The organism is Indolivaga capnocytophagoides DSM 22835 (assembly GCF_000426485.1).
Taxonomy (GTDB): Bacteria; Bacteroidota; Bacteroidia; order Bacteroidales; family Dysgonomonadaceae; genus Dysgonomonas_A; species Dysgonomonas_A capnocytophagoides.
This window is the reverse complement of record NZ_KE384529.1, coordinates 18,938-39,251: the sequence shown is the minus strand read 5'-3', so window position 1 is coordinate 39,251 and position 20,314 is coordinate 18,938. Positions and strand designations below refer to the sequence as shown.

Here is a 20,314-nt window from a genome sequence, read left to right as displayed (position 1 = left end):
CTTTGGTAAGTATAACAGCCAAAGTCGGTTATAATTTAAAAATATATCATTAAATACTTGTTGTTGCTTATCCATGTATCTTCATATAAGCGTCAGATTATTTTGATCCCGAATTCGTTTAATAATCCGCTGATATTGTTTTCCGAGAAGATTGCTTTCTTTATATTATTCTGAGTCGGGCTTATCGTAAAATTATAAGCCAGACTAAGATCACATTCTTTCAGATTGGTATGGGAAAAACGGGCATCAAACAAATCTGTATTCAGGAAAAATGATTTTTGAAGATTACTTCCTGTCAGATCAACCCCTTTCATGGATGAATCTTTGAATGTAGTACCCTGCATTTTCAGGTGTTCGAAAGAGCAGAAATCCAAGATACAGTTATAGAAATGCACTTCGAAAAGAAATCCTATACATTTGCTGAAATCTATCCCCATCATTTTACAATCTTTGAAAATCACATTGTTTAATTGGGTATTCGATAATTTGCTCATCGAAAGATCACAATTCGCAAAGGTGCTGTTGGTGAAATTAACGGAAGTTAGATCCCGTTCGAAGAGATTACATTTTTCAATCGTACAATCTATAAAGTCTGTACCTGATGCGAGGTTGTCAGGGAATTCGGATGATGTGATCTTTTGATTTTCAAATAATAATGTACTCACTCTCTGATGATTTTGATTTCTCCGTTGTTGCTCAATTTAAGTATGCTTGAAGCCTTAGCTTTGAAAGTATCTTGCTGACGGTAATTAACGATATAATCCACCCCGTTTTTTATTGTTTCCGATACTTCCGTAAAATTAGACGGAGATGATTCTCCACTCACATTTGCTGACGTAGAAACTATTGCTTTACGAAAACGCCGGCATAATTCCTGTGAGAACTTCTCACTTGTGATTCGTATTGCTATACTTCCATCTTCAGCTATCAGGTTAGGTGCGAGATTTCTAGCATTGTCATAAATGATTGTAAGCGGTTTATCCTCAGATGCATCTATAAGGTCATAAGCCAATGACGGTACATCAGACAGATAATATTCCAATTTTACGGGATTGTCCGTCAATACAATAAGAGCTTTGCTATCCGACCTCTTTTTCAATTCGTATATTTTGCGTACGGCTTCTTCGTTTGTCGCATCGCAACCAATGCCCCATATAGTATCAGTAGGATAGAGTATGATACCTCCCGCAGCCATTACCTCCATGGCTTTTTGTATATCTTCTTTCATTTATTATAAATATATTACTTTTTTTCTTCTTATTCAGATGTTTAATATAAAAGGTAACAAAAGTAACAGGCATATGTCCTTTTCAGGTTATAGCCTTTTTCTTGATATCACATTCTTTGCTTATCTCTTTTATAGATAAATTTATTGTTGAGATTCTTCAGTGATTATTTACCAGCTGATATATATATACATCTTTGTATTGTTCCGAACAGTATATCCATTGCTTCAGAAATCCGGACTGTTTATACCCTGACTTTTCGAATAGTTTCAGGCTATTCTTGTTGTCCGAGGCTATATAGGCATAAAGTTGATTAATACGTAAAAAATTAAAAATATACTCATGTACTAATTCAAGAGCTATTGTTGCATAATTACATTGCCTGTAAGCATTGTCAACAAGTATACCGATACCGGCTTTGGCATGATGAAAATCAAAATCATAAATATCAACTGTACCTATAACAGTACCATCTGATTTTAGTTCGATCATCAGCCGTAATTGTTTTGCCTGATAAATATCGGTTTGTTGAGTATCGGCAATATACTCTCTGAGAGCTAATTTAGAATAAGGCGACAAAGTGTTGCCATGTATCCATAGCTGTGTGTCATTTTCCCATTTATACAAGACTTCGAGGTCTTCGGGCTCTAATGCACGTAATTTTATATCGTCATTTTCGAGATACATTATTTGAAGAATGTATTATTGTTTTTGTACCTATTGTAATATCTGTCCGGGGCGAATATATTAAAAAACGAGTGTTTTCGGAACTGTGCTTCTCCATTTCTTCAATAATATTTTCGAATGACGTTTGTGACGAATCGAAAGTATATGTCTTTTTTTCAGGCATATGTTTACCAAGCGTTTTTTTCTTGCCGGAAAAATATAATTTTAATTTAACTGAAGCACAAATCAATGAGTATAAAAGTCTATTAGAATCAGTGTAATGCTTTTTATAAAATATAAGCATAGCCTCATAGAATGCTTTTATGTATTTGAGGTTGTTTTTATCAGTGCTTTCTCCTTTGTAATGAATAATTTTTTCTGGAAGATAATAGTTTTTATATCCGGTCTGTTCTATACGGAATGAGAGATCTATATCTTCGCCATACATAAAAAAATCTTCATCAAAAGCTTCTGTCTGGTTGATGGCACAATGACGGATCATCATAAAAGCCCCTGCTAAAACGGGAACCTCATTTATAGAGTCTTTGTTTAGATAAAGTAGGTTGTACTTACCGAATATCCGTGACTTTGGGAACACCGCCTGTAATCCCGATAATCTGCAGAAGGAGACCCAAGGGGAGGGGACACTTCTTTTTGATTCTGCTAGAAACTGTCCGTATCCGTTAATCATTTTTACTCCTACCGCTCCGGCTTGAGGATTCTGATCGAGAAAACGAATCACATTTAGTAAAACATGTTCACCTAATACAGTATCAGGATTGAGTATTAACAGATATTCTCCTTTAGCTTGTCTTATTGCCTGATTGTTAGCTTTTCCAAATCCCGGATTATTGTCATTGATAATGTAGTGGAGATTAGTTTGGCTGAACCGTGATTGAAGATAGGGTATTGAGTGATCGGAAGAATTATTATCAACTATAATGATTTCATAGTCAAAATCAGTAATGGACGCAAAAATCGAATTCAAGCATTGCTCCAAAAAATACTTAACATTATAATTGACTATAATTATGGATAGTTTCATCTTTGAAATATCAGGTCTTACTGATACTGCAGCTAATTTCAAGAAGCCAGAACCTTAGTATCCGTCCCTTTCAAACATTTCACCCAGACGGATAAAGAAATTCTTTTTGCGTCTTGATCGTTGCATATTCTCTCCGGCGGACATCATTATTTTTTCGAAAGAATATTCACCTTTTTCGGCAGCTCTTACCGCATTATAGATCACACCCCAGTCGGGAAGCCCTCCAACATTGCGATCGTCAATGAACAAATCGGCAGTCAGTTTTCTGGATGCTTTTGCCGGGTCTTCTTCCGGATAATTTTTGTTGGCGGCATAAAATGTCAGCCCTCTTTTGGAACAATAATCAATGGCTTCTTGTAATAAGTCCCCATCGCGTACTGTCCAAAGAATTAAAATATGTCCGTCTTTTTGCAGGCTTAATAATGTATCTATAGCAAATGGTATAGGACGTCCTATTTTAGGGTATTCATGTTCTACGATTGTTCCATCAAAGTCTACAGCTATAATCATACTTCGTCTATAATTTTAGTTTCTTCTTCTAAATGCTTTTTATTCGGTATACATAAGAAGAATGCAAATATAGTAATGATAGTCAAAAACGTAAAATTTTTCAAACCCGTAATAATCAGGCATGACATATTAAATACACAAAGTACAACTAAAGCTGCGTGTCTGGTGTAATATTTTGTAACATATTTTTTTAGAGCAATTTCGGTAGTTGGTTTGTCTTCTTTTTTTAACTTCGGGTGCAGCATTTTCAGTATTCCGTAAATTCCGCCTAATGTAATGATTATAGCCCAACGCTCTAATATCACAGATTCGGAAGGAACTATGTACTTCGTTGTATACAGTACATCAAAAACGAAAGCGATAAGAATAACTGCAATACTTAAAAAATACGAGAGCCTTAAATTTCGGTATGTTTTATCAAGCATGGGTTACAGGTTAAAGGATTCATTAAATAGAGTTCTGTTTATGATAGATCTGCCTAAAGTTACTTCATCGGCGTATTCGATTTCATCCCCGATTGAAATACCTCGGGCGATCATTGATATTTTGACATTATAAGGTGCCAGCTTCTTATAAATGTAGAAGTTGGTGGTATCCCCTTCCATCGTGGTACTTAGTGCCAGGATGATTTCATTGATGCCGCCTTGGGCTACCCGTTCGACCAAAGTATCTATTTGAAGGTCGTTAGGTCCTATTCCGTCAATAGGAGATATAATTCCACCCAGAACATGGTATAATCCTCTGAATTGTGAGGTGTTCTCAATCGCCATCACTTCTTTTATATTTTCTACCACACATACGGTCGATTTATCTCTCCCCGGATTAGCACATATAGGACAAATGTCTTCATCGGATATGTTATAGCACGATTTGCAATACTTGACATCTCTTTTCAGAGTTAATATGGCAGAAGAAAACGCTTCTACATTTTTTTCATCCTGACGTAGCATATGTAAAACCAGACGAAGTGCGGTTTTTCGTCCGACTCCCGGTAATTTGGCAAATTCATTTACGGCACTTTCTAAAAGAACCGAAGGGTATTTTTGTATCATGAATGATAAATATATTGTTTCTTTTTGTTATGTAATTTATTTTGGATTAAATATTTAACTTGGTAAGAGAAAGACCTCAAACCTTTTTTATATATCCAAATAGGCAAAGTAATACTTTTCGGCTTTTTTAGACAATAACTGAACATTCAGCAGATCTGATATGGTTGCAATATCTTCTACCCTGTCGTCATTGAAGAGTATATCTATACTATTGCCGTTTTCGTTATATACATCTGTTGAAACAGTTCTTTTTGCAAAAAAATACTTTGCTTCATGGTTGCTTAAATTCCATTTCTCAGTATATCGGGATATATACTTATCAACAAGTGTATCATTTATTGGTTCTGTGTGTATCTCTATTTTGAATAAATTGCGGTTTACAAATGCATTGCTTAATGTTGACAATATCATGTCATCCGAATTTGTCCATTCTTTAAGAGCACACCAAATATCAGAATCGTCTAATTGTATGAATAGGTCAACAGCTTCTCCATTGAAATTTTCACGAGTAACATTGTTCTTCAGAAAAAAATTAAGTGCAGGTGGTGTAAATAATTCAACACCTTTATTAACTAATTCTTTTGCTCGTTTTAGAGCATTGATAAGCGTTATTTCTGCTGATATTGCAGTCTTGTGATGATATACCTGCCAGTACATCAACCTGCGTGATAGCAGGAAGTTTTCGATAGAATAAATACCTTTCGCTTCAACAACCAATTTGTTATTTCTGACATCAAGTATCTGGATAATACGTTCCGAACCTATATTTCCTTCATTTACTCCCGTGAAAAAACAATCGCGGCGAAGATAATCCAGCCTATCTACATCTAGTTGTCCGCTGACAAGTTCATGCAAAAATCGTTTGTGATACTCGTTCTTGAATATACTTATGCATATATCTAATTTTCCGCCTAGTTCATTGTTGAGGCGTTCCATTATCTTTAATGATATTTCTTCGTGATGTATACCTTCAACTATAGTATGTTCGAGTACATGCGAAAAAGGACCGTGACCCACATCGTGTAGAAGTATACAGGCAAGAGCACCGTTTGTTTCGTCGTCTGATATGTTATTACCTTTTGTTTTTAGGTTGGTTATAACCTGCTGCATCAAATGCATTGCCCCCAGAGTGTGATGAAATCGGGTATGCTGTGCACCCGGATATGCGAATGAAGCCATACCTAATTGCTTTATACGGTTCAGACGTTGTACAAAAGGATGTTTGATGATCTGGTTTATAAAATCATTAGGTATAGTGATAAATCCAAATACAGGATCATTTATTACATGTTTGTTTTTTGACACAAAGCAATTAAATTAAAATTTTAGTAATTGTTTATTGATTAGCCTGTATAACAATATATTCTCTGCAATATGTTGTTAAGCTTTTTCTATAAGTTGACAAAAACACAGACCGGAGTGCCGATCTGTGTTCAAAGATACTTATATTAAATAAATGAATGTGTCTAATGAGTTTTATTTCAATATAAAATTGTTAGCCTTTGCAAATGATTTTTGAGCAGCCTGCATTGCCTCTAATTTTTTCATACTGGTATCGAAACTTTCGTCGATAAGTTTATCTATATTATTGTAATCTTCATCAGAGGTTTCTTCACTAACTTTTGAATATTCTTCGGTCAGAGTTTTTGTATAACTGATCAGAGATTCCATATATGCTATTGTTGCAGCCTTAAAATCTTCGCTGCCTTTTGCAGGTTCCATCAGCGAAATTTTATTTAAATCGGATTTCAAGCTATCTATAGTGTTTTCTCCTAGAACTTTAATGCTGTCGGTGTAATTCTCTAGATCTTCTATGCCATCGATTTTGTCATTGAGACCCATAATCCGGTCGCCTGCTATGTCGGAGTAGCTTACTAAGTTGTCGTTGTATTTGACAGGATCTATCCCCCCACAAGAAGATAAAGAAATTATAATTGTTAACAGGCTTAATAAGAACAATACATTTTTTTTCATTTTGGTGTTGTTTTTGAATACTTTGTAGTAATAAATAATAATAAATTAAATAATAATAAATTAAATAATAACGGGTTACAGTTATGCTGATGTTTTTATTTTGATGATTCTTTGATAGCCAGCCTGTATTTGTAACGCATTTGCTCCATGGCGTTTATTTCCTTCAATACGTTCGCATCCATTTGTTTTGCAGCAGCTATGTCTGTTGTATCTGTTATCAGGGCATATTGGCTTTCTGCACTGATGAGTTTTTGAAGGGATTTTATATAATTAATCGAGCTTGATCTTAATTCTTCATTAGGTGGGTAGATCTTAAGATTTTTAAGATCGTTTAATTTTAGATTTGTCGAGTCTGTAGCTCCTTTTGCTAGTACATTAATGAAATCTATCTTTTTATTTATCAGAGCAATCGAAACAGTACTGTCATAAGTATTGACTATAACCTCAGTTTCGTCTACAATTTTTATAACTTCCGCAAAATTGTTTTGCTCCTTTGGTTTGCAAGATGCAACCAGGCATACTGCTGCGAGTATGCATCCAAAGAAATGTTTGTTCATGTTCAATTCTATTTTCTACAAAGATAAATAATAATGTGAATTTTAAAAACTGTTAATGAATATCGGGTATTGAAAAATTATAAAACGGATGTTCTGTTTAACTTATATTTTTACCTTTGTGTTTTATGTAAAAAAGAAAGTGCCGGATAACATTAGTCTGCGCTTGAGGGGTATGGATTACTATATAGTAATAAATCGGCCGAAGGTCTTAAATGGAATCAATGTCGAAATTTAAAATTTACTCATCTATATTTTTATTGACCGTTGTCGGTATATTCTCCTTTTCATGTAAACAGGTTAAGCTTAGTGATGCAGACCGACGATTTAAGAATGGGGAGTATTTCGAAGCGGCAAATATGTATCGCAAGATTTATCGTAAAATACCGCCCAAAAATAAAGATCTTCGAGGTACGGTTGCTTTCAGGTTAGCCGAAAGTTATCGTTTGTCTAATAATGTAGTATCGGCAAATGCTGCATATGTAAATGCTTTGAGATATAATCAAGCTGATACTTTGATACGGCTTCAATATGCACGAACATTGCACAAAGCAGGTAGTTATAAACAGGCTGTGGATCAATATAAAATATTCCTCGAATCTTATCCTCAGAATCAGTTTGCCCTTAATGGCCTAGATGGTGCGACGTCAGCGGCCGGGATAAAGGATAATCCAACGAAATATATAGTTCGGAAAATGGATATCTTTAACTCACGTAGAAGTGAATTTTCCCCTATGCTTTTACCTCCCGAATACGATATTATGTATATCACCACAAACAGGGATGATGTACAAGGAGAAATAAAAAGTGCGATAACCGGAGGGTACAATAATGATATATTTGTAACTCGTAAAGATGAAACAGGCAAATGGATGAAGCCTGAAACTGCCGGAGCAGTGAATACAGAGAAGGATGAAGGGACTCCTACTTTTTCGGCTAGTGGTAATATGATGTATTATACATTCAGTGATGACGGATCAGAATTCTCGTCGAATGCTGCAATTTATAAATCGAGAAGGGCAGACGGTTCATGGGGAAAGGGGGAAAGGCTCGCCTTTCCTTCGGATTCATCATATATGTATGCTCATCCGGCATTGAGTCCCGATGGTTATTCGTTGTTCTTTGTCTCGGATATGCCCGGCGGATATGGAGGTAAGGATATTTGGCGGGCATCTATGTTTGGTGAAGACGTTAGTTATATCGAAAATCTAGGCCCTGATATTAATACAGCAGGAGACGAGATGTTTCCTTATGTGCGAAATGATTCTACTCTGTATTTTTCATCAGATGGACATCCCGGGTTAGGAGGTTTGGATATATTTAAGGCAAACTTTGATAAAAGAGCGAAACGATGGACTGTCGAAAATATGGGAGTTCCTATAAATTCGCAAGGAGATGATTTTGGGGTTACATTTTATAAAGATACGGAGTCTGGTTTTTTTAGTTCCAATCGGGGAGAGGCCAGAGGTGCCGATCATATTTACTCTTTTGAATATCCGGTGGTCAAGGTTTCGTTAGAGGGATATATTGTAGATAAAGATGATGAATTTATCCCGAATGCAACCATCAGGGTTGTGGGAAATGACGGAACTAATGAGAAATTTAACGGAAAACCAAATGGTACTTATCGTTTTCATGTTAACAGGGGTGTTAATTACGTATTACTGGCCAGCGCCGATGGATATTTGAATGCAAAGATGGATTTGAGAACAGTAAACGAAGAAAAGGATTCGCTCTATTATGTCGATTTTGTGCTGTATTCGATTAATAAACCGGCGGTTTTGGAGAATATATTTTATGACTTTGATAAAGCTGCCCTCAGGGATGAATCTAAAAAGGAACTGGACGACCTGATTGCTTTACTTGAGTTAAATCCAAATGTTACGATTGAGTTATCAGCCCATACAGATCGTAAGGGATCAGATGCATATAATCAACGTCTCTCGCACAATCGGGCGCAATCGGTTGTTGATTACCTGATCGCACATCGTATTGATAAAGAACGGTTGACTGTGGCTGGATATGGAAAAACTAAACCCAAAGTTGTGACAAGGGGGATCGTCAAGAAGTACGATTTTTTGAAAGAAGGGGATATTTTGACTGAACAATTTATTCTGGGATTACCCTCCGAACAGCAGGAAATTGCTGATCAGATAAATAGGAGGACAGAATTTAAAGTATTATCCACTACCTATAAGTTGCATTAAGATCACAGACCTGTTTGTTGCTTTGGTAAGTGTAATAACATGAATCTGTTATGAATTGAAAATGTGTCATTAAATACTTTCATTTACTTAATATTATGCAAAGATGTAAAATGTTGAAAGCATATTGGATATTGATTGTTTTGTTTATATCTGTATATTCTCTTTCGGCGCAGGAGTTAAATATAAAACTTACAATAAACAGCGATCAGATACAAACAACAGACAAAAGTGTATTTGATCAGTTGCAGGACGCTTTGATTCAGTTAGTTAATGCGCGTAAATGGACTGATACGAAATTTAACACTAATGAATTGATTCAAGGGACAATATTAATTACTCTTAAGCAGTTTAATCCGGATGATAATGTATATAAAGGTGAGATACAGATTTCGAGCTCCCGTCCTGTGTACAATTCTACATACATTACTCCGATGTTTAACTTTAGAGATACCGAGTTGGAATTTTCATATATAAGAGGAGAAAGTCTTGAATTCTCCGAAAATAATCTGACCAATAATTTGGTTGCGACGGTTGCTTTTTATACATATATAATACTTGGCTTTGACTTTGATTCATATAGTAAGAACGGAGGAAAACCTTATTTCGAAAAAGCAATGTCTATTGCTCATTCATCACAGTCTCTCAGTTCTATCGGATGGGCTACATTCGGCAGTGACCGGAATAGATATGCCTTAGCTTTAGCGTTGACCGAGGAAAGTTCTTCGGCTTTTCATTCCTTATGGTATAATTATCATCGCAAAGGTTTAGATGAAATGGCAGATAATCCGGTACGTGGACGTATTGGTGTAGTTAAGTCTGTTTCTGATCTGCAATCCATTTACCAAGCCCGTCCTTCGTCTGTTTTATTGTCTTTTTGGAGTGATACAAAATTTACAGAAATGCTTGACATTTACACCGAGGCTAATTCGGAAGAAAAAGACGAAGCTTATAAAATTCTGACTTCTATTTATCCTACCAGAAAATATTTACTCGGAAAACTAAAAAAATAAGCATGTAATGCTTGTTTAAGAGATTATTATTAATATATTTACGAAAAAATAGTAGTTTTACTAAATAAAAGTATTATTATGGAGAAGTTGACAATACAGGAAGAAGCAGTAATGCTGCATGTTTGGTTATTGAAAGAATGTGTAGTAAAAGATATTCTTAATGAAATGGATGATCCAAAACCTCCTTATACAACAATTGCTTCAATTGTTCGAAATCTGGAGCAAAAAGGGTATTTGAATTCTAAAAAATATGGAAATGTATATGTGTATTCTCCTAAAATAAAGGAAGATGAATATAAAAAGACTTTTATGTCGGGAGTCGTGAAAAATTATTTTGCAAATTCATATAAAGAATTAGTTTCGTTTTTTGCCAAAGATGAAAAGATCTCAGCTTCTGATTTGGAGGAGATTATGAAAATAATTAAAAAAGGAAAAGATAAATAACAGAATGAACTCTTTAGGTTTTTTATCTATGTGAAAAAACAACTTAAACTAACAATAATATGGAAAGCGTTTACTTCAATTATATGTTGAAAGCATCCTTATCGATGGGAGTACTATCAATACTGTATTTTTGTTTTCTTCGTCATGACACATTGAATGGTTTGCGAAGGATATCGTTAATATTTATTCTCTTGTTTTCTGCAATATTTCCTTTTATAAGATTTAATCTTGTAGCAAAGGACTCAGATAGTCTTATTTATCAAGTGAATCTTTCTCAGATAGAAATTAATCCGATAAATCCGAATTTGGAGAAAGGACAGGCCTTTAACTATCAATTAATTATATTGACTATTCTGATCATAGGGGGTATTTTTTTTTCTCTGAAATTTCTAGTCCAATTATTTAGTGTTTTGATTCTGATCCGAAAAAGTAAATTAAAAAGAGAAGGTTCTTTTATTTTTATCTATGTAGAAGAAAATATAACGCCCTTTTCGTTTTTTAATTTGATATTTATTTCAACAGATGGAAAAGCAGAGACCGGCAGCGAGTTAATGATTAAACACGAAAAAGCGCATGTCAGACAAAAGCATTCTTTTGATGTGATGCTGGCTGAGTTGTTTTGCATTGTGTTTTGGTGGAATCCTATAGTCTGGTTATTAAGACGGGAAATCAAGGTGAATCTCGAATATCTTGCCGATAAAGATGTACTTAGTGATGGAATTGACGCAACGAAGTATCAATATCTTTTACTGAAAACTGCTCAAAATAATGCTAGCATCTATATAATTAATGATTTTAATGTTTCACAATTAAAAAAACGTATTACTATGATTAATAAACAAGAAACCTCTAAGTTTTTATCTATAAAGTATGTTCTGATATTGCCCATCGTCGTTTTTCTTATTGCCACAAATTTGATGGCTGATAATATGTCAATGGAAGCGATTGTAGCGAATAATATTACGAGTGATAAATCTGTTCCTAAAGAGGGAGAGTCAGACAAGGATAGCGTGTACAGATCAGTAGATGTAATGCCCCGCTTTCAGGGTGGTGAAGCTGCTTTAATGAAATTCATAGGAGATAATCTTAAATATCCCGAAAGTGCAGCTAAAAATAAGATTGAAGGGAGAGTGGTCATTCGATTTACTATCTCGGAATTAGGCAAAGTTTCTGATATTCGTGTACTTCGATCTTTGGATGCGGAATGCGATGCAGCTGCTATAGCTGTAGTCGAAGCTATGCCTGATTGGATTCCCGGTAAACAGGATGGAAAAGACGTTAGTGTATACTATACTCTACCTGTTCAGTATAAATTGCAAAAAGATACACCAAAAGAATAATCTCTGAAAAGCATGGAGACGATTCCATATTCGTCTCTATGCTTTTGATATATCATCCAGTATATTGTATGCCTTGTCAACATTCGGCACATGTTTGATGAGAATAGATCTCTTACCTTGGGTTTCACGTAACTGGCATTCTCTCGGATATTTCTGGATATAAGTAAGCAATTTGTCGAATGCTTTGGACTGATAATAGAGCGATTCTGGATTTGATACTAAATACAGAGCCATTTGTCCTTTTTTCAAGGTGACTTTTTCTATACTTAATGCTTTAGCTATTCGTCTGATACCTATTACACCTATCAGCTCACGACCCTCGGGTGGAATTTTACCGAAACGGTCTTCAAGCATACTGACAAACTTGGCTACATCTGTTTCTTTTTCCAGTTTATTCAGTTCGCTGTAAATAGCTATACGTTCAGAGTCGTTCGGTATATAAAGTGGAGGAAATAGCAATTCAAGGTCAGTGTCAATAACTACATCTTCGACAAAATTGTCTCCTTCGGATTTTTCGCCGTCTTCTTTCTTGCCATGATAAAGTTCAGCGAATTCTTCATTACGAAGTTCATTTACAGCCTCTGTCAATATTTTTTGATAAGCTTCATATCCGAGATCAGCTATAAATCCGCTCTGTTCGGCGCCTAGTAAATTTCCTGCTCCGCGTATATCCAAATCCTGCATGGCGATATGGATACCACTACCAAGTTCGGAGAAGTTTTCGATAGCCTGTAAACGGCGTTTGGCTTCGGGTGTTAGGTTATCGAGTGGGGGAGCAAGTAGATAGCAAAATGCTTTTTTATTGCCACGTCCTACACGTCCTCTCAATTGGTGAAGGTCGCTGAGCCCAAATTGCTGGGCATTATTTACAATAATAGTATTGGCATTGGGAATATCTATACCTGATTCTACAATGGAAGTAGCTATAAGGACATCGTACTCATAGTCGACAAAATCGGTAATGATTTCTTCCAGTTTCTGAGGATCGATCTGCCCGTGAGCAACTGCAATCCGAGCGTCTGGAACTTGTCTGCGTATAACCTTCTCTATCTCGGGCAGATTGTTTATCCTGTTATTGATAAAGAATACCTGTCCGTTGCGGCTCATCTCGAAGTTTATGGCTTCCTTGATTATTTCAGCATCGAAAGTATGTACCTCGGTATGTGTCGGATATCTATTGGGTGGAGGAGTGGTGATAGTTGACAAATCCCGTGCTCCCATCAGTGAGAATTGTAATGTACGTGGAATCGGAGTCGCTGTCATTGTAAGCGTATCTACATTGAGTCTCATCTGTTTCAGCTTCTCTTTAACCGAAACTCCGAACTTCTGTTCCTCGTCTATTATAAGTAAACCCAGATCATTAAATTGGACATCTTTAGCCACAATACGATGTGTGCCGATAAGTATGTTTATTTTGCCTTCTTTCAGTTCTCCGAGTATGCGTTTTACATCGGCCGGCTTTCTTGCTCTGCTTATATAGTCTATCTTGCAAGGGAATTCTTTCAGACGATCTTTGAATGTATGGAAGTGCTGGGTTGCCAGTACTGTTGTAGGTACGAGCACAGCTACTTGCTTATTATCAGCCACAGCCTTGAATGCTGCTCGTATTGCAACCTCTGTTTTACCAAAACCAACGTCTCCGCATATTAAGCGATCCATTGGCAGATCGCTTTCCATATCTCCTTTTACATCTGCTGTTGCAGTTACCTGATCGGGAGTATCTTCATAGATAAAGGAGGCTTCGAGTTCGATTTGCATAAATGAGTCAGGCGAAAATTTGAATCCTACTTCCTCGCGCCTTTTTGAATATAGCAGAATAAGGTCGCGGGCAATATCCTTAAGACGGCGTTTTGTATTGTCTTTCATCCGCTGCCATGCACCAGACCCCAGTTTATTCAATCGGGGAGGTTCTCCTTCCCTGCCTCTGTACTTAGATATCTTATATATAGAGTGTATAGGCACAAATATAGCATCTCCATTGAGATAGGTAAGTTTGATATGTTCTTGCAGCTTACCTCCCATATCCATACGGACAAGTCCCCCGAATTTGCCAACACCATGGTCATTATGTACAATGTAGTCTCCTACTTGTAGTTGGTTCAATTCTTTCAAACTGAGAGCGATCTTACCTTGTCGGGCATTATCCGACTTGAGATTATATTTGTGAAAACGGTCGAATATCTGATGATCGGTAAAGCAGCAGATTTTCGCTGTTTCGTCCGAAAAACCTTCATGTAACGTATTTAGTACAGCCACAAAGGGCAGTTTTTCTCCTCTGTCTTCGAATATAGTTTTTAACCGGTCGGTCTGCTTTACGCTGTCGCTGAGAATACATATTGTATATCCCTGATTTATAAAATCCTCGAAGCTTTTGCTCACCAAATCAAAATTCTTATGATATATCGGTTGCAGAGCCGTATGATATTCTACAGTAGCATTAGCAGTAACAGTGCTCGAATTAGAAAATATAAGATGTTTATGATTTTTCGATTCTTCGGAGAATACGGACTCGGTTATCAAGTATGAATGTATATCTTGTTCGTATTCCGGATTTTCCAATACGGGAAGATCACTGTAGATAAAATTCAGCCTGCCTTGTATCCACGAAAAGTCTCTGTAGCCGATAAATGATTCAGCTGGTAAGAGATTCAAAATCGATTCCTGCAGATGGTTACTTTTCGATACTTGAGGTATTACTTGTATCTGCTTTAGCTGTTCTTTCGATAATTGATTTTCAATATCAAACAGGCGGATTGTTTCTACTTCATCACCAAAAAAGTCTATTCTGTACGGGTATTCACTCGAGTATGAGAACACATCCAATATACTACCTCTTACAGCATATTGCCCCGGCTCATATACATATTCTGTATATTCAAATCCGTATGATTCTAAAACGTTAGAAACAAAAGCCGAATCGACTTTTTCTCCGACTTTAATCTGCAAAGTATTTTCTTTTAAATCCTTTTTAGATATAACTTTTTCGGATACAGCTTCCGGATAAGAAACTATGATCAGCGGATTATTTTCCAACTGCAGCTGGCTTAATACTTCCGTACGCAGTATTTCATTAGCAGAATCAATCTGTCCGAATTTGATTGACCGCTTATATGCCGAAGGGAAAAACAAAACCTGCCTGCTTTTCAGTAGCTGATTCAGATCGTTATAAAAATATCCGGCAGTCTCCGCATCATCCATAATATACAGGTATGTCTGCGGGTTCTTCTGAAAGCAAAGAGCCGCGACCATAGCCCAAGAAGATCCGAGGAGACCTTTTACTTGAATGGTTTTATGCTTTTGTAATATTCCGGCAGTGATACGGGACTTATTCTTCTCGTCTAATATCTGAAGTAAATTCGATGATTCCAATGTATGCAGCTTTAGAGTACAAAGATAGCAATAATAGGAAATACTAGCAAAAGCAGATTCTTAAAACTCAAAGTTGTTGTGGAAAAGGTAACAAAAGTTACACCACTTATGTATTTTCTATCAGTAACCTTATTTTACTTCTCAAATGCCGGATCATAAGCATCTATAGCAGGCTCCGTCTCTTTGGAGGCATACTTCTGTTTGAGTTCTTTTCGTCTTTCTTCCATTTCGTCTTCGGTACCGGGGAATCGGAGTAATTCAATCTGATACGCTGCTTCCTGATTTTGAACTATAATCTCCCATGGTCTCGGCATATTCTCTACTTTTTCTTCTATTACTCCTTCTTTATCCATTGCCATTTTCAGTGTCTTTTCGTCTGCAGAATATTCTTTCATGGTTACAGTTTTGCCCGTCAGATATATTTCACCACAATCGTCTACAGCATATTTATAACGGGTGGTGGTTACAGTATAGCCATGCTCCAATCTTTGTTTGAGTATCTGACGGGCTTTTTGAGCCAAACGCTCGTCACGTCCTGAACGTGCATCATCTATCATTTCTTTAAAACCGGAATATTTTCGAGCCCATTGGTAAAATGTTTTCCGGCTGATATGGTGTATCGTGCAGATCTCACCTAAAGTGTACCCGTCCTGTTCTATTGCATCCGCTATTTGCTTCCCTAGTTCTTCTGTATATTTTGCCATAATAATAAAGTGTTTTTCTATATAGATAAAAATGTTGGAAGCAGACAGGTGTAAAAACAGTCTTTTATTTTTTATTTCTTCATTATAATCGTAAATTCTATTAATTTTTGAAGAATAACTTTATTAGATGGGTTCTAATAATTAATTTTGAAAAAACTTTAAATAGTTAGTTTGCTGTATGTCCGATTCTATAGTAATTATACCAACTTATAACGAGATAGAGAATATTGAAAGAATTATCGAATATGTATTTTCTCTACCCAAGGCTTTCCATGTTCTTATCATAGATGATGGATCTCCTGATGGAACAGCTGATGTTGTAAAGAAGTTGCAAGGTAAATACAGTGACTCATTATTTTTGCTTCAACGGAAAGGCAAACAAGGTCTGGGTACAGCTTATATCGCAGGTTTTAAATGGGCATTGGAGCGAAATTATGAATATGTATTCGAAATGGATGCCGACTTTTCGCATGATCCGAATGATCTGATCCGTTTGTATGATGCTTGTTGTGGCAGCGAAGGTGCAGATATGGCTGTTGGTTCCAGGTATTCTACCGGAGTTAATGTAGTTAACTGGCCTATGGGACGTGTTATTATGTCTTTTTATGCATCGAAATATGTAAAGCTTATTACAGGAATGAAAGTTCATGATGCTACAGCCGGATTTGTCTGCTATAAGCGCACAGTGTTGGAAACTATAGATTTGGATAAGATCAGGTTCAAAGGATATGCCTTTCAGATAGAAATGAAGTACACTGCTTATTCTTTAGGCTTTAAATTAAAAGAAGTCTCCATTATATTTGTTAATCGTGTTTTGGGTGAATCCAAAATGAATGCCGGTATTTTCGGTGAAGCTTTTTATGGAGTCATTGAACTTCGTATAAGTAAATTGTTAGGAAAGATAAAAGCCCGTAAAGGAGTAAGAAGTAAAAATCGAACTATTGTCACTAATGAGAATTGATATTATAACTGTATTACCGCAGATGCTCGAAGGGGCAATAAATTGTTCTATACTGAAAAGAGCTCAGGATAAGGGGCTTGCTGAAATACATCTTCATAATTTAAGAGATTATACAGATGATAAACATAACAGGATAGATGATTATCCGTTTGGAGGAGAAGCCGGTATGGTAATGCAGATAGAGCCCATTGATAATGTAATATCTCACCTCAAAAGCCAAAGGGTGTATGATGAAATTATTTATACTTCGCCCGATGGCGAGACATTCGATCAGAAGATGGCAAATAAAATGTCGTCTCTCGAAAATATCATCATTCTTTGCGGACATTATAAAGGTATTGACTATCGTATTCGCGAACATCTCATCACAAAAGAAATATCAATAGGTGATTATGTGTTGACGGGCGGCGAACTTGCTGCTGCGATTATTTCAGATGCAGTGGTTCGTTTAATACCCGGTGCTATCGGAGACGAACAATCTGCCTTGTCGGATTCTTTTCAGGATAATTTATTGGCTCCGCCTGTATATACACGTCCGGCGGAATACAAGGGCTGGAAAGTGCCGGAAATTTTGCTATCGGGACATCAGGCAAAAATAGATGAATGGAAACTTCAGCAGTCTATGGAAAGAACCAAGAGGCTGCGTCCCGATCTGTTAGAAGATTAAAGTTTTCCCTATTTCGGGTCTATTGCATGCGCCCGAAATGGAAATTTATTCTCCACGATTTTAGAAAGGATATCCAACAGCAATGTGCCAAGCTGTATTTTCTCTGAACCGGAATGGTTTCAATACAGCCCATTTGGACTCAAAACCATCTACAACCTGATATCCGCTTGCATCTGTTTTATATATTGGGGTATCAGCCGGATTGTATAATTTCCATCCGCAGTCGAGACGGATAAGTACAAATTCAAGATCGAGCCTCAATCCCAATCCCCAAGCTGATGCTATTTGTTTGTAAAATTTATTGAATTTAAATTCGCCTTTATATTGGCGTTCGGTACCTTTTAAAGTCCAAATGTTTCCGGCATCCAGAAATGCTGCGAATTCGAGTTTCCAGAACGCTTTGCTTCTATACTCGGCATTGGCATCGAATCTTACGTCTCCCGATTGATCGTTAAAGTTCGCATCCTCGCGGTAAAACGATCCGGGACCCAATTCTCTGGCACTCCATCCTCTTACGCTGTTTGCTCCTCCCGAGAAGAACCTTTTCTGAAAAGGTACAAGTTTGTAATTGCCGTATGGATATACAACTCCTGCACCAATACGCCATGCAAAAGCATTATTGTCGTCAATCTGGATGGATTTACTGTAATCGAAATTTCCTTTCACATATTGTGCATAGTAAGTATCGAATATTTTTTTCGATCCGTATTCGTCTTTTTTGATATTGGTAAGTGCCGCAAAAAGAGCCAAAGCATTACCCGCCGTTTCGAATGATGCCCGTAATGAGTAAGAAGACCTGTCTCTCCGGTTGGGTGCATAAAACAGTCTTTGAGACATATTATTACTGCGGAAATAAGTATATCCTGTACTCAATATAAACTGATCTGTGAAACTGTATATTTTGGCATTGGTAGTAAGCTGTTTTTCGAAATCACTCGATAAATTGGGGATATGTGCATAGCTGATATCAACCAGATCGAGAGTATGTCTTACGGTTCCGTTGGTTCTGTTTTCCCAAATGTATTTCAGCCCTGTGGCAAATACGGTGCGGGTAAAGTATCCCGGACGTCGCTGGTATGTATAACTGGATGTTAATTGAGTAGATGCCCTTAATTTTCGCCTTAGATCGTAATTTAGGAAAGGGAACATAAAGCGGGGGAATGTCAACGAAGCCTCACTACCTATTTCGAAATAGTTGTCATTGAAGTTTGAAAAATTAGGAGTCACTGCTTCATATGAGCCTTTAACCTTAATATTCAGTAGTTCCGATCCTTTAAAGATATTCCGGTGGGTATATCCCAATCCTGCGCCGATGCCGAAAAAACCGGATGAATTAGTGCCCTCTATTTCACTCGATATACCCTGTTTCTTATCGGGAACGGCAGTAATGATGCACCGCATTCTGGTGGAATCATTTTCGAGATATTGCTCGTAACGGATATTTACATTCTTAAGTATATTAAGTTGCGACAAAGCATTGTATGTTGTTGAAACCTGACTACCGTTATACAAGTTTCCTGGCTGTATATAGCAATTGTTAAGTATTACGAATGGTTTTATATAACGTCCTCTTGCCCCATAGAAAATCCGGTACTTACCTCGGTATACAGTATCTGTTGCATTATAATGGTTCAGATCGCCATCTGCTATCGGATTATAATCTACATATATATCTACATTATCGAGAAAGTACTGGGTATGTGGAGTATTTATTGTTTCATGATTGTTTAGCCTTTGTGTTTGAGGATAGATAATCATCTCCAAGTCAACTTCATTTTTTTTACCTATTGTGTCAGCTACAAATTCAATATAATCTTTGCTGAATGCCATGTAGCCGTTTCGGTTTAATATCGAAGTAACACGTTCTCGTTCCGCGTTCAATAAGTCCAAATCCATCTGGTCTCCCTTTTTCAGCAATTTTCCGTAAGAGAGATAACTATTCAGGTTGATCGTGGTTGCAGTATCTCCCATTCTTTTTCTGAACCTCTCTGGAATAGGGAAGGAGTGATCTATAATCTTACGGTCGAATACTGTATCGTTGATATTTATTTTGTAATCAGCAATCCGGGTTGGTTCATTCGATTTAATATCGAATACAATTTTTACCCTTTTATCTCCTTCGGTTATTACCGGTTCTATTTCAGCATGTTGGTATCCCTTGTTTTCCATAATTCGGGATAACTGGGTCAATGTCCTGTTTATTTGCGTACTGTCATATATGACGGGTGGCTCACCTGCGTGTTTCAGTGTTCGGTTATACCATTTGGTTGTATCTCTTCCTGATAGATTGTAAACAAATAAAGGGAACTTGAATAACTCAAATGTTTTGTAATTTGACTTTTGTTTGATGTAAGGTTCAAGATCAAAAGATGATATATCCTTTGCATCAACCTTTACTGTGGCATCTGCCAATAACTGCTGGTTATCGGGAACATATTTTGTCGAGCTACATGAATAGATCAGTAGGGCGCAGCCGGATATAAAAAAAAATATTTTTTGCTTTATTCTCATTCTGGGAATTTCAGATCATTAAAGGTATCTACCATAAAAAGGTCTTAGACCTTTTTATATACTAAAGTAACGAA

The 20,314-nt window shown here is 36.6% G+C and carries 19 protein-coding genes; 6 read left to right on the top strand and 13 right to left on the bottom strand.

Annotation, left to right across the window (positions count from 1 at the left end; genetic code table 11):
- Positions 1–92: 92 nt before the first annotated feature.
- The 10 genes from K322_RS0113655 to K322_RS0113610 all read right to left on the bottom strand — a co-directional run bounded on the left by K322_RS0113655 (position 93) and on the right by K322_RS0113610 (position 7,030).
- Entirely contained in the window at positions 93–665 is a 573-nt protein-coding gene (locus K322_RS0113655) for a pentapeptide repeat-containing protein (protein ID WP_026627372.1), read from the bottom strand.
- On the bottom strand, positions 662–1,228 hold the full coding sequence (locus K322_RS0113650; RefSeq protein ID WP_026627371.1) for an L-threonylcarbamoyladenylate synthase: 567 nt from the start codon (positions 1,226–1,228) through the stop codon (positions 662–664). The genes K322_RS0113655 and K322_RS0113650 overlap by 4 nt, the downstream gene beginning before the upstream one ends.
- Positions 1,229–1,385: 157 nt before the next feature.
- Positions 1,386–1,913: a GNAT family N-acetyltransferase gene (locus tag K322_RS0113645; RefSeq protein ID WP_026627370.1), complete on the bottom strand. Its 528-nt coding sequence runs from the start codon at positions 1,911–1,913 to the stop codon at positions 1,386–1,388.
- The gene (locus K322_RS19505) at positions 1,897–2,937 is read right to left on the bottom strand and encodes a glycosyltransferase family 2 protein (RefSeq protein WP_051290809.1); all 1,041 of its coding nucleotides are present in this window, start codon (positions 2,935–2,937) and stop codon (positions 1,897–1,899) included. The genes K322_RS0113645 and K322_RS19505 overlap by 17 nt, the downstream gene beginning before the upstream one ends.
- A gap of 54 nt (positions 2,938–2,991) precedes the next feature.
- A complete protein-coding gene (locus K322_RS0113635) occupies positions 2,992–3,447 on the bottom strand; it encodes a BT0820 family HAD-type phosphatase (protein ID WP_026627369.1) in 456 nt (151 codons plus the stop codon).
- Complete coding sequence (locus K322_RS20370; RefSeq protein ID WP_026627368.1) at positions 3,444–3,872, bottom strand: hypothetical protein; 429 nt, start codon at positions 3,870–3,872, stop codon at positions 3,444–3,446. Before K322_RS20370 ends, K322_RS0113635 begins: the two co-directional genes overlap by 4 nt.
- Before the next feature lie 3 nt (positions 3,873–3,875).
- On the bottom strand, positions 3,876–4,499 hold the full coding sequence (gene recR / locus K322_RS0113625; protein ID WP_026627367.1) for a recombination mediator RecR: 624 nt from the start codon (positions 4,497–4,499) through the stop codon (positions 3,876–3,878).
- An 87-nt stretch (positions 4,500–4,586) separates the two neighbouring features.
- The gene (locus tag K322_RS0113620; RefSeq protein WP_026627366.1) at positions 4,587–5,804 is read right to left on the bottom strand and encodes an HD domain-containing protein; all 1,218 of its coding nucleotides are present in this window, start codon (positions 5,802–5,804) and stop codon (positions 4,587–4,589) included.
- A gap of 171 nt (positions 5,805–5,975) precedes the next feature.
- A complete protein-coding gene (locus K322_RS0113615) occupies positions 5,976–6,473 on the bottom strand; it encodes a hypothetical protein (protein WP_026627365.1) in 498 nt (165 codons plus the stop codon).
- 95 nt (positions 6,474–6,568) lie between these two features.
- Positions 6,569–7,030 carry a hypothetical protein gene (locus tag K322_RS0113610; protein ID WP_026627364.1) on the bottom strand — a complete coding sequence of 154 codons (462 nt, stop codon included), beginning with the start codon at positions 7,028–7,030 and terminating at the stop codon, positions 6,569–6,571.
- A gap of 221 nt (positions 7,031–7,251) precedes the next feature.
- Between K322_RS0113610 and porE the strand changes: the two genes are divergently transcribed.
- The 4 genes from porE (at position 7,252) to K322_RS19495 (ending at position 12,028) form a co-directional block, all read left to right on the top strand.
- Positions 7,252–9,234 (top strand): PorE family type IX secretion system protein, encoded by a 1,983-nt coding sequence (gene porE / locus K322_RS0113605; protein WP_026627363.1) that lies wholly within the window; start codon positions 7,252–7,254, stop codon positions 9,232–9,234.
- A 95-nt stretch (positions 9,235–9,329) separates the two neighbouring features.
- The gene (gene porD / locus K322_RS0113600; RefSeq protein WP_051290808.1) at positions 9,330–10,244 is read left to right on the top strand and encodes a type IX secretion system protein PorD; all 915 of its coding nucleotides are present in this window, start codon (positions 9,330–9,332) and stop codon (positions 10,242–10,244) included.
- Positions 10,245–10,322: 78 nt separating this feature from the next.
- On the top strand, positions 10,323–10,688 hold the full coding sequence (locus tag K322_RS0113595; RefSeq protein WP_026627361.1) for a BlaI/MecI/CopY family transcriptional regulator: 366 nt from the start codon (positions 10,323–10,325) through the stop codon (positions 10,686–10,688).
- A 59-nt stretch (positions 10,689–10,747) separates the two neighbouring features.
- A complete protein-coding gene (locus K322_RS19495) occupies positions 10,748–12,028 on the top strand; it encodes a M56 family metallopeptidase (RefSeq protein WP_051290807.1) in 1,281 nt (426 codons plus the stop codon).
- A gap of 36 nt (positions 12,029–12,064) precedes the next feature.
- On the opposite strand, the gene mfd is transcribed toward K322_RS19495, so the two are convergent.
- Positions 12,065–15,373 (bottom strand): transcription-repair coupling factor, encoded by a 3,309-nt coding sequence (gene mfd / locus K322_RS19490; protein WP_374116873.1) that lies wholly within the window; start codon positions 15,371–15,373, stop codon positions 12,065–12,067.
- Between the two features lie 158 nt (positions 15,374–15,531).
- Positions 15,532–16,101, bottom strand: a complete 570-nt coding sequence (locus K322_RS0113580; protein WP_026627360.1) for a terminase small subunit-like protein — start codon at positions 16,099–16,101, stop codon at positions 15,532–15,534.
- 178 nt (positions 16,102–16,279) lie between these two features.
- Here K322_RS0113580 and K322_RS19485 point away from each other — a divergent pair, with 178 nt between their 5' ends.
- Complete coding sequence (locus tag K322_RS19485) at positions 16,280–17,062, top strand: polyprenol monophosphomannose synthase (RefSeq protein ID WP_051290806.1); 783 nt, start codon at positions 16,280–16,282, stop codon at positions 17,060–17,062.
- Positions 17,052–17,729 carry a tRNA (guanosine(37)-N1)-methyltransferase TrmD gene (gene trmD, locus K322_RS0113570; protein WP_026627359.1) on the top strand — a complete coding sequence of 226 codons (678 nt, stop codon included), beginning with the start codon at positions 17,052–17,054 and terminating at the stop codon, positions 17,727–17,729. The genes K322_RS19485 and trmD overlap by 11 nt, the downstream gene beginning before the upstream one ends.
- Before the next feature lie 60 nt (positions 17,730–17,789).
- On the opposite strand, the gene tamL is transcribed toward trmD, so the two are convergent.
- Entirely contained in the window at positions 17,790–20,240 is a 2,451-nt protein-coding gene (tamL, locus tag K322_RS0113565) for a translocation and assembly module lipoprotein TamL (protein ID WP_026627358.1), read from the bottom strand.
- Between the last annotated feature and the right edge of the window lie 74 nt (positions 20,241–20,314).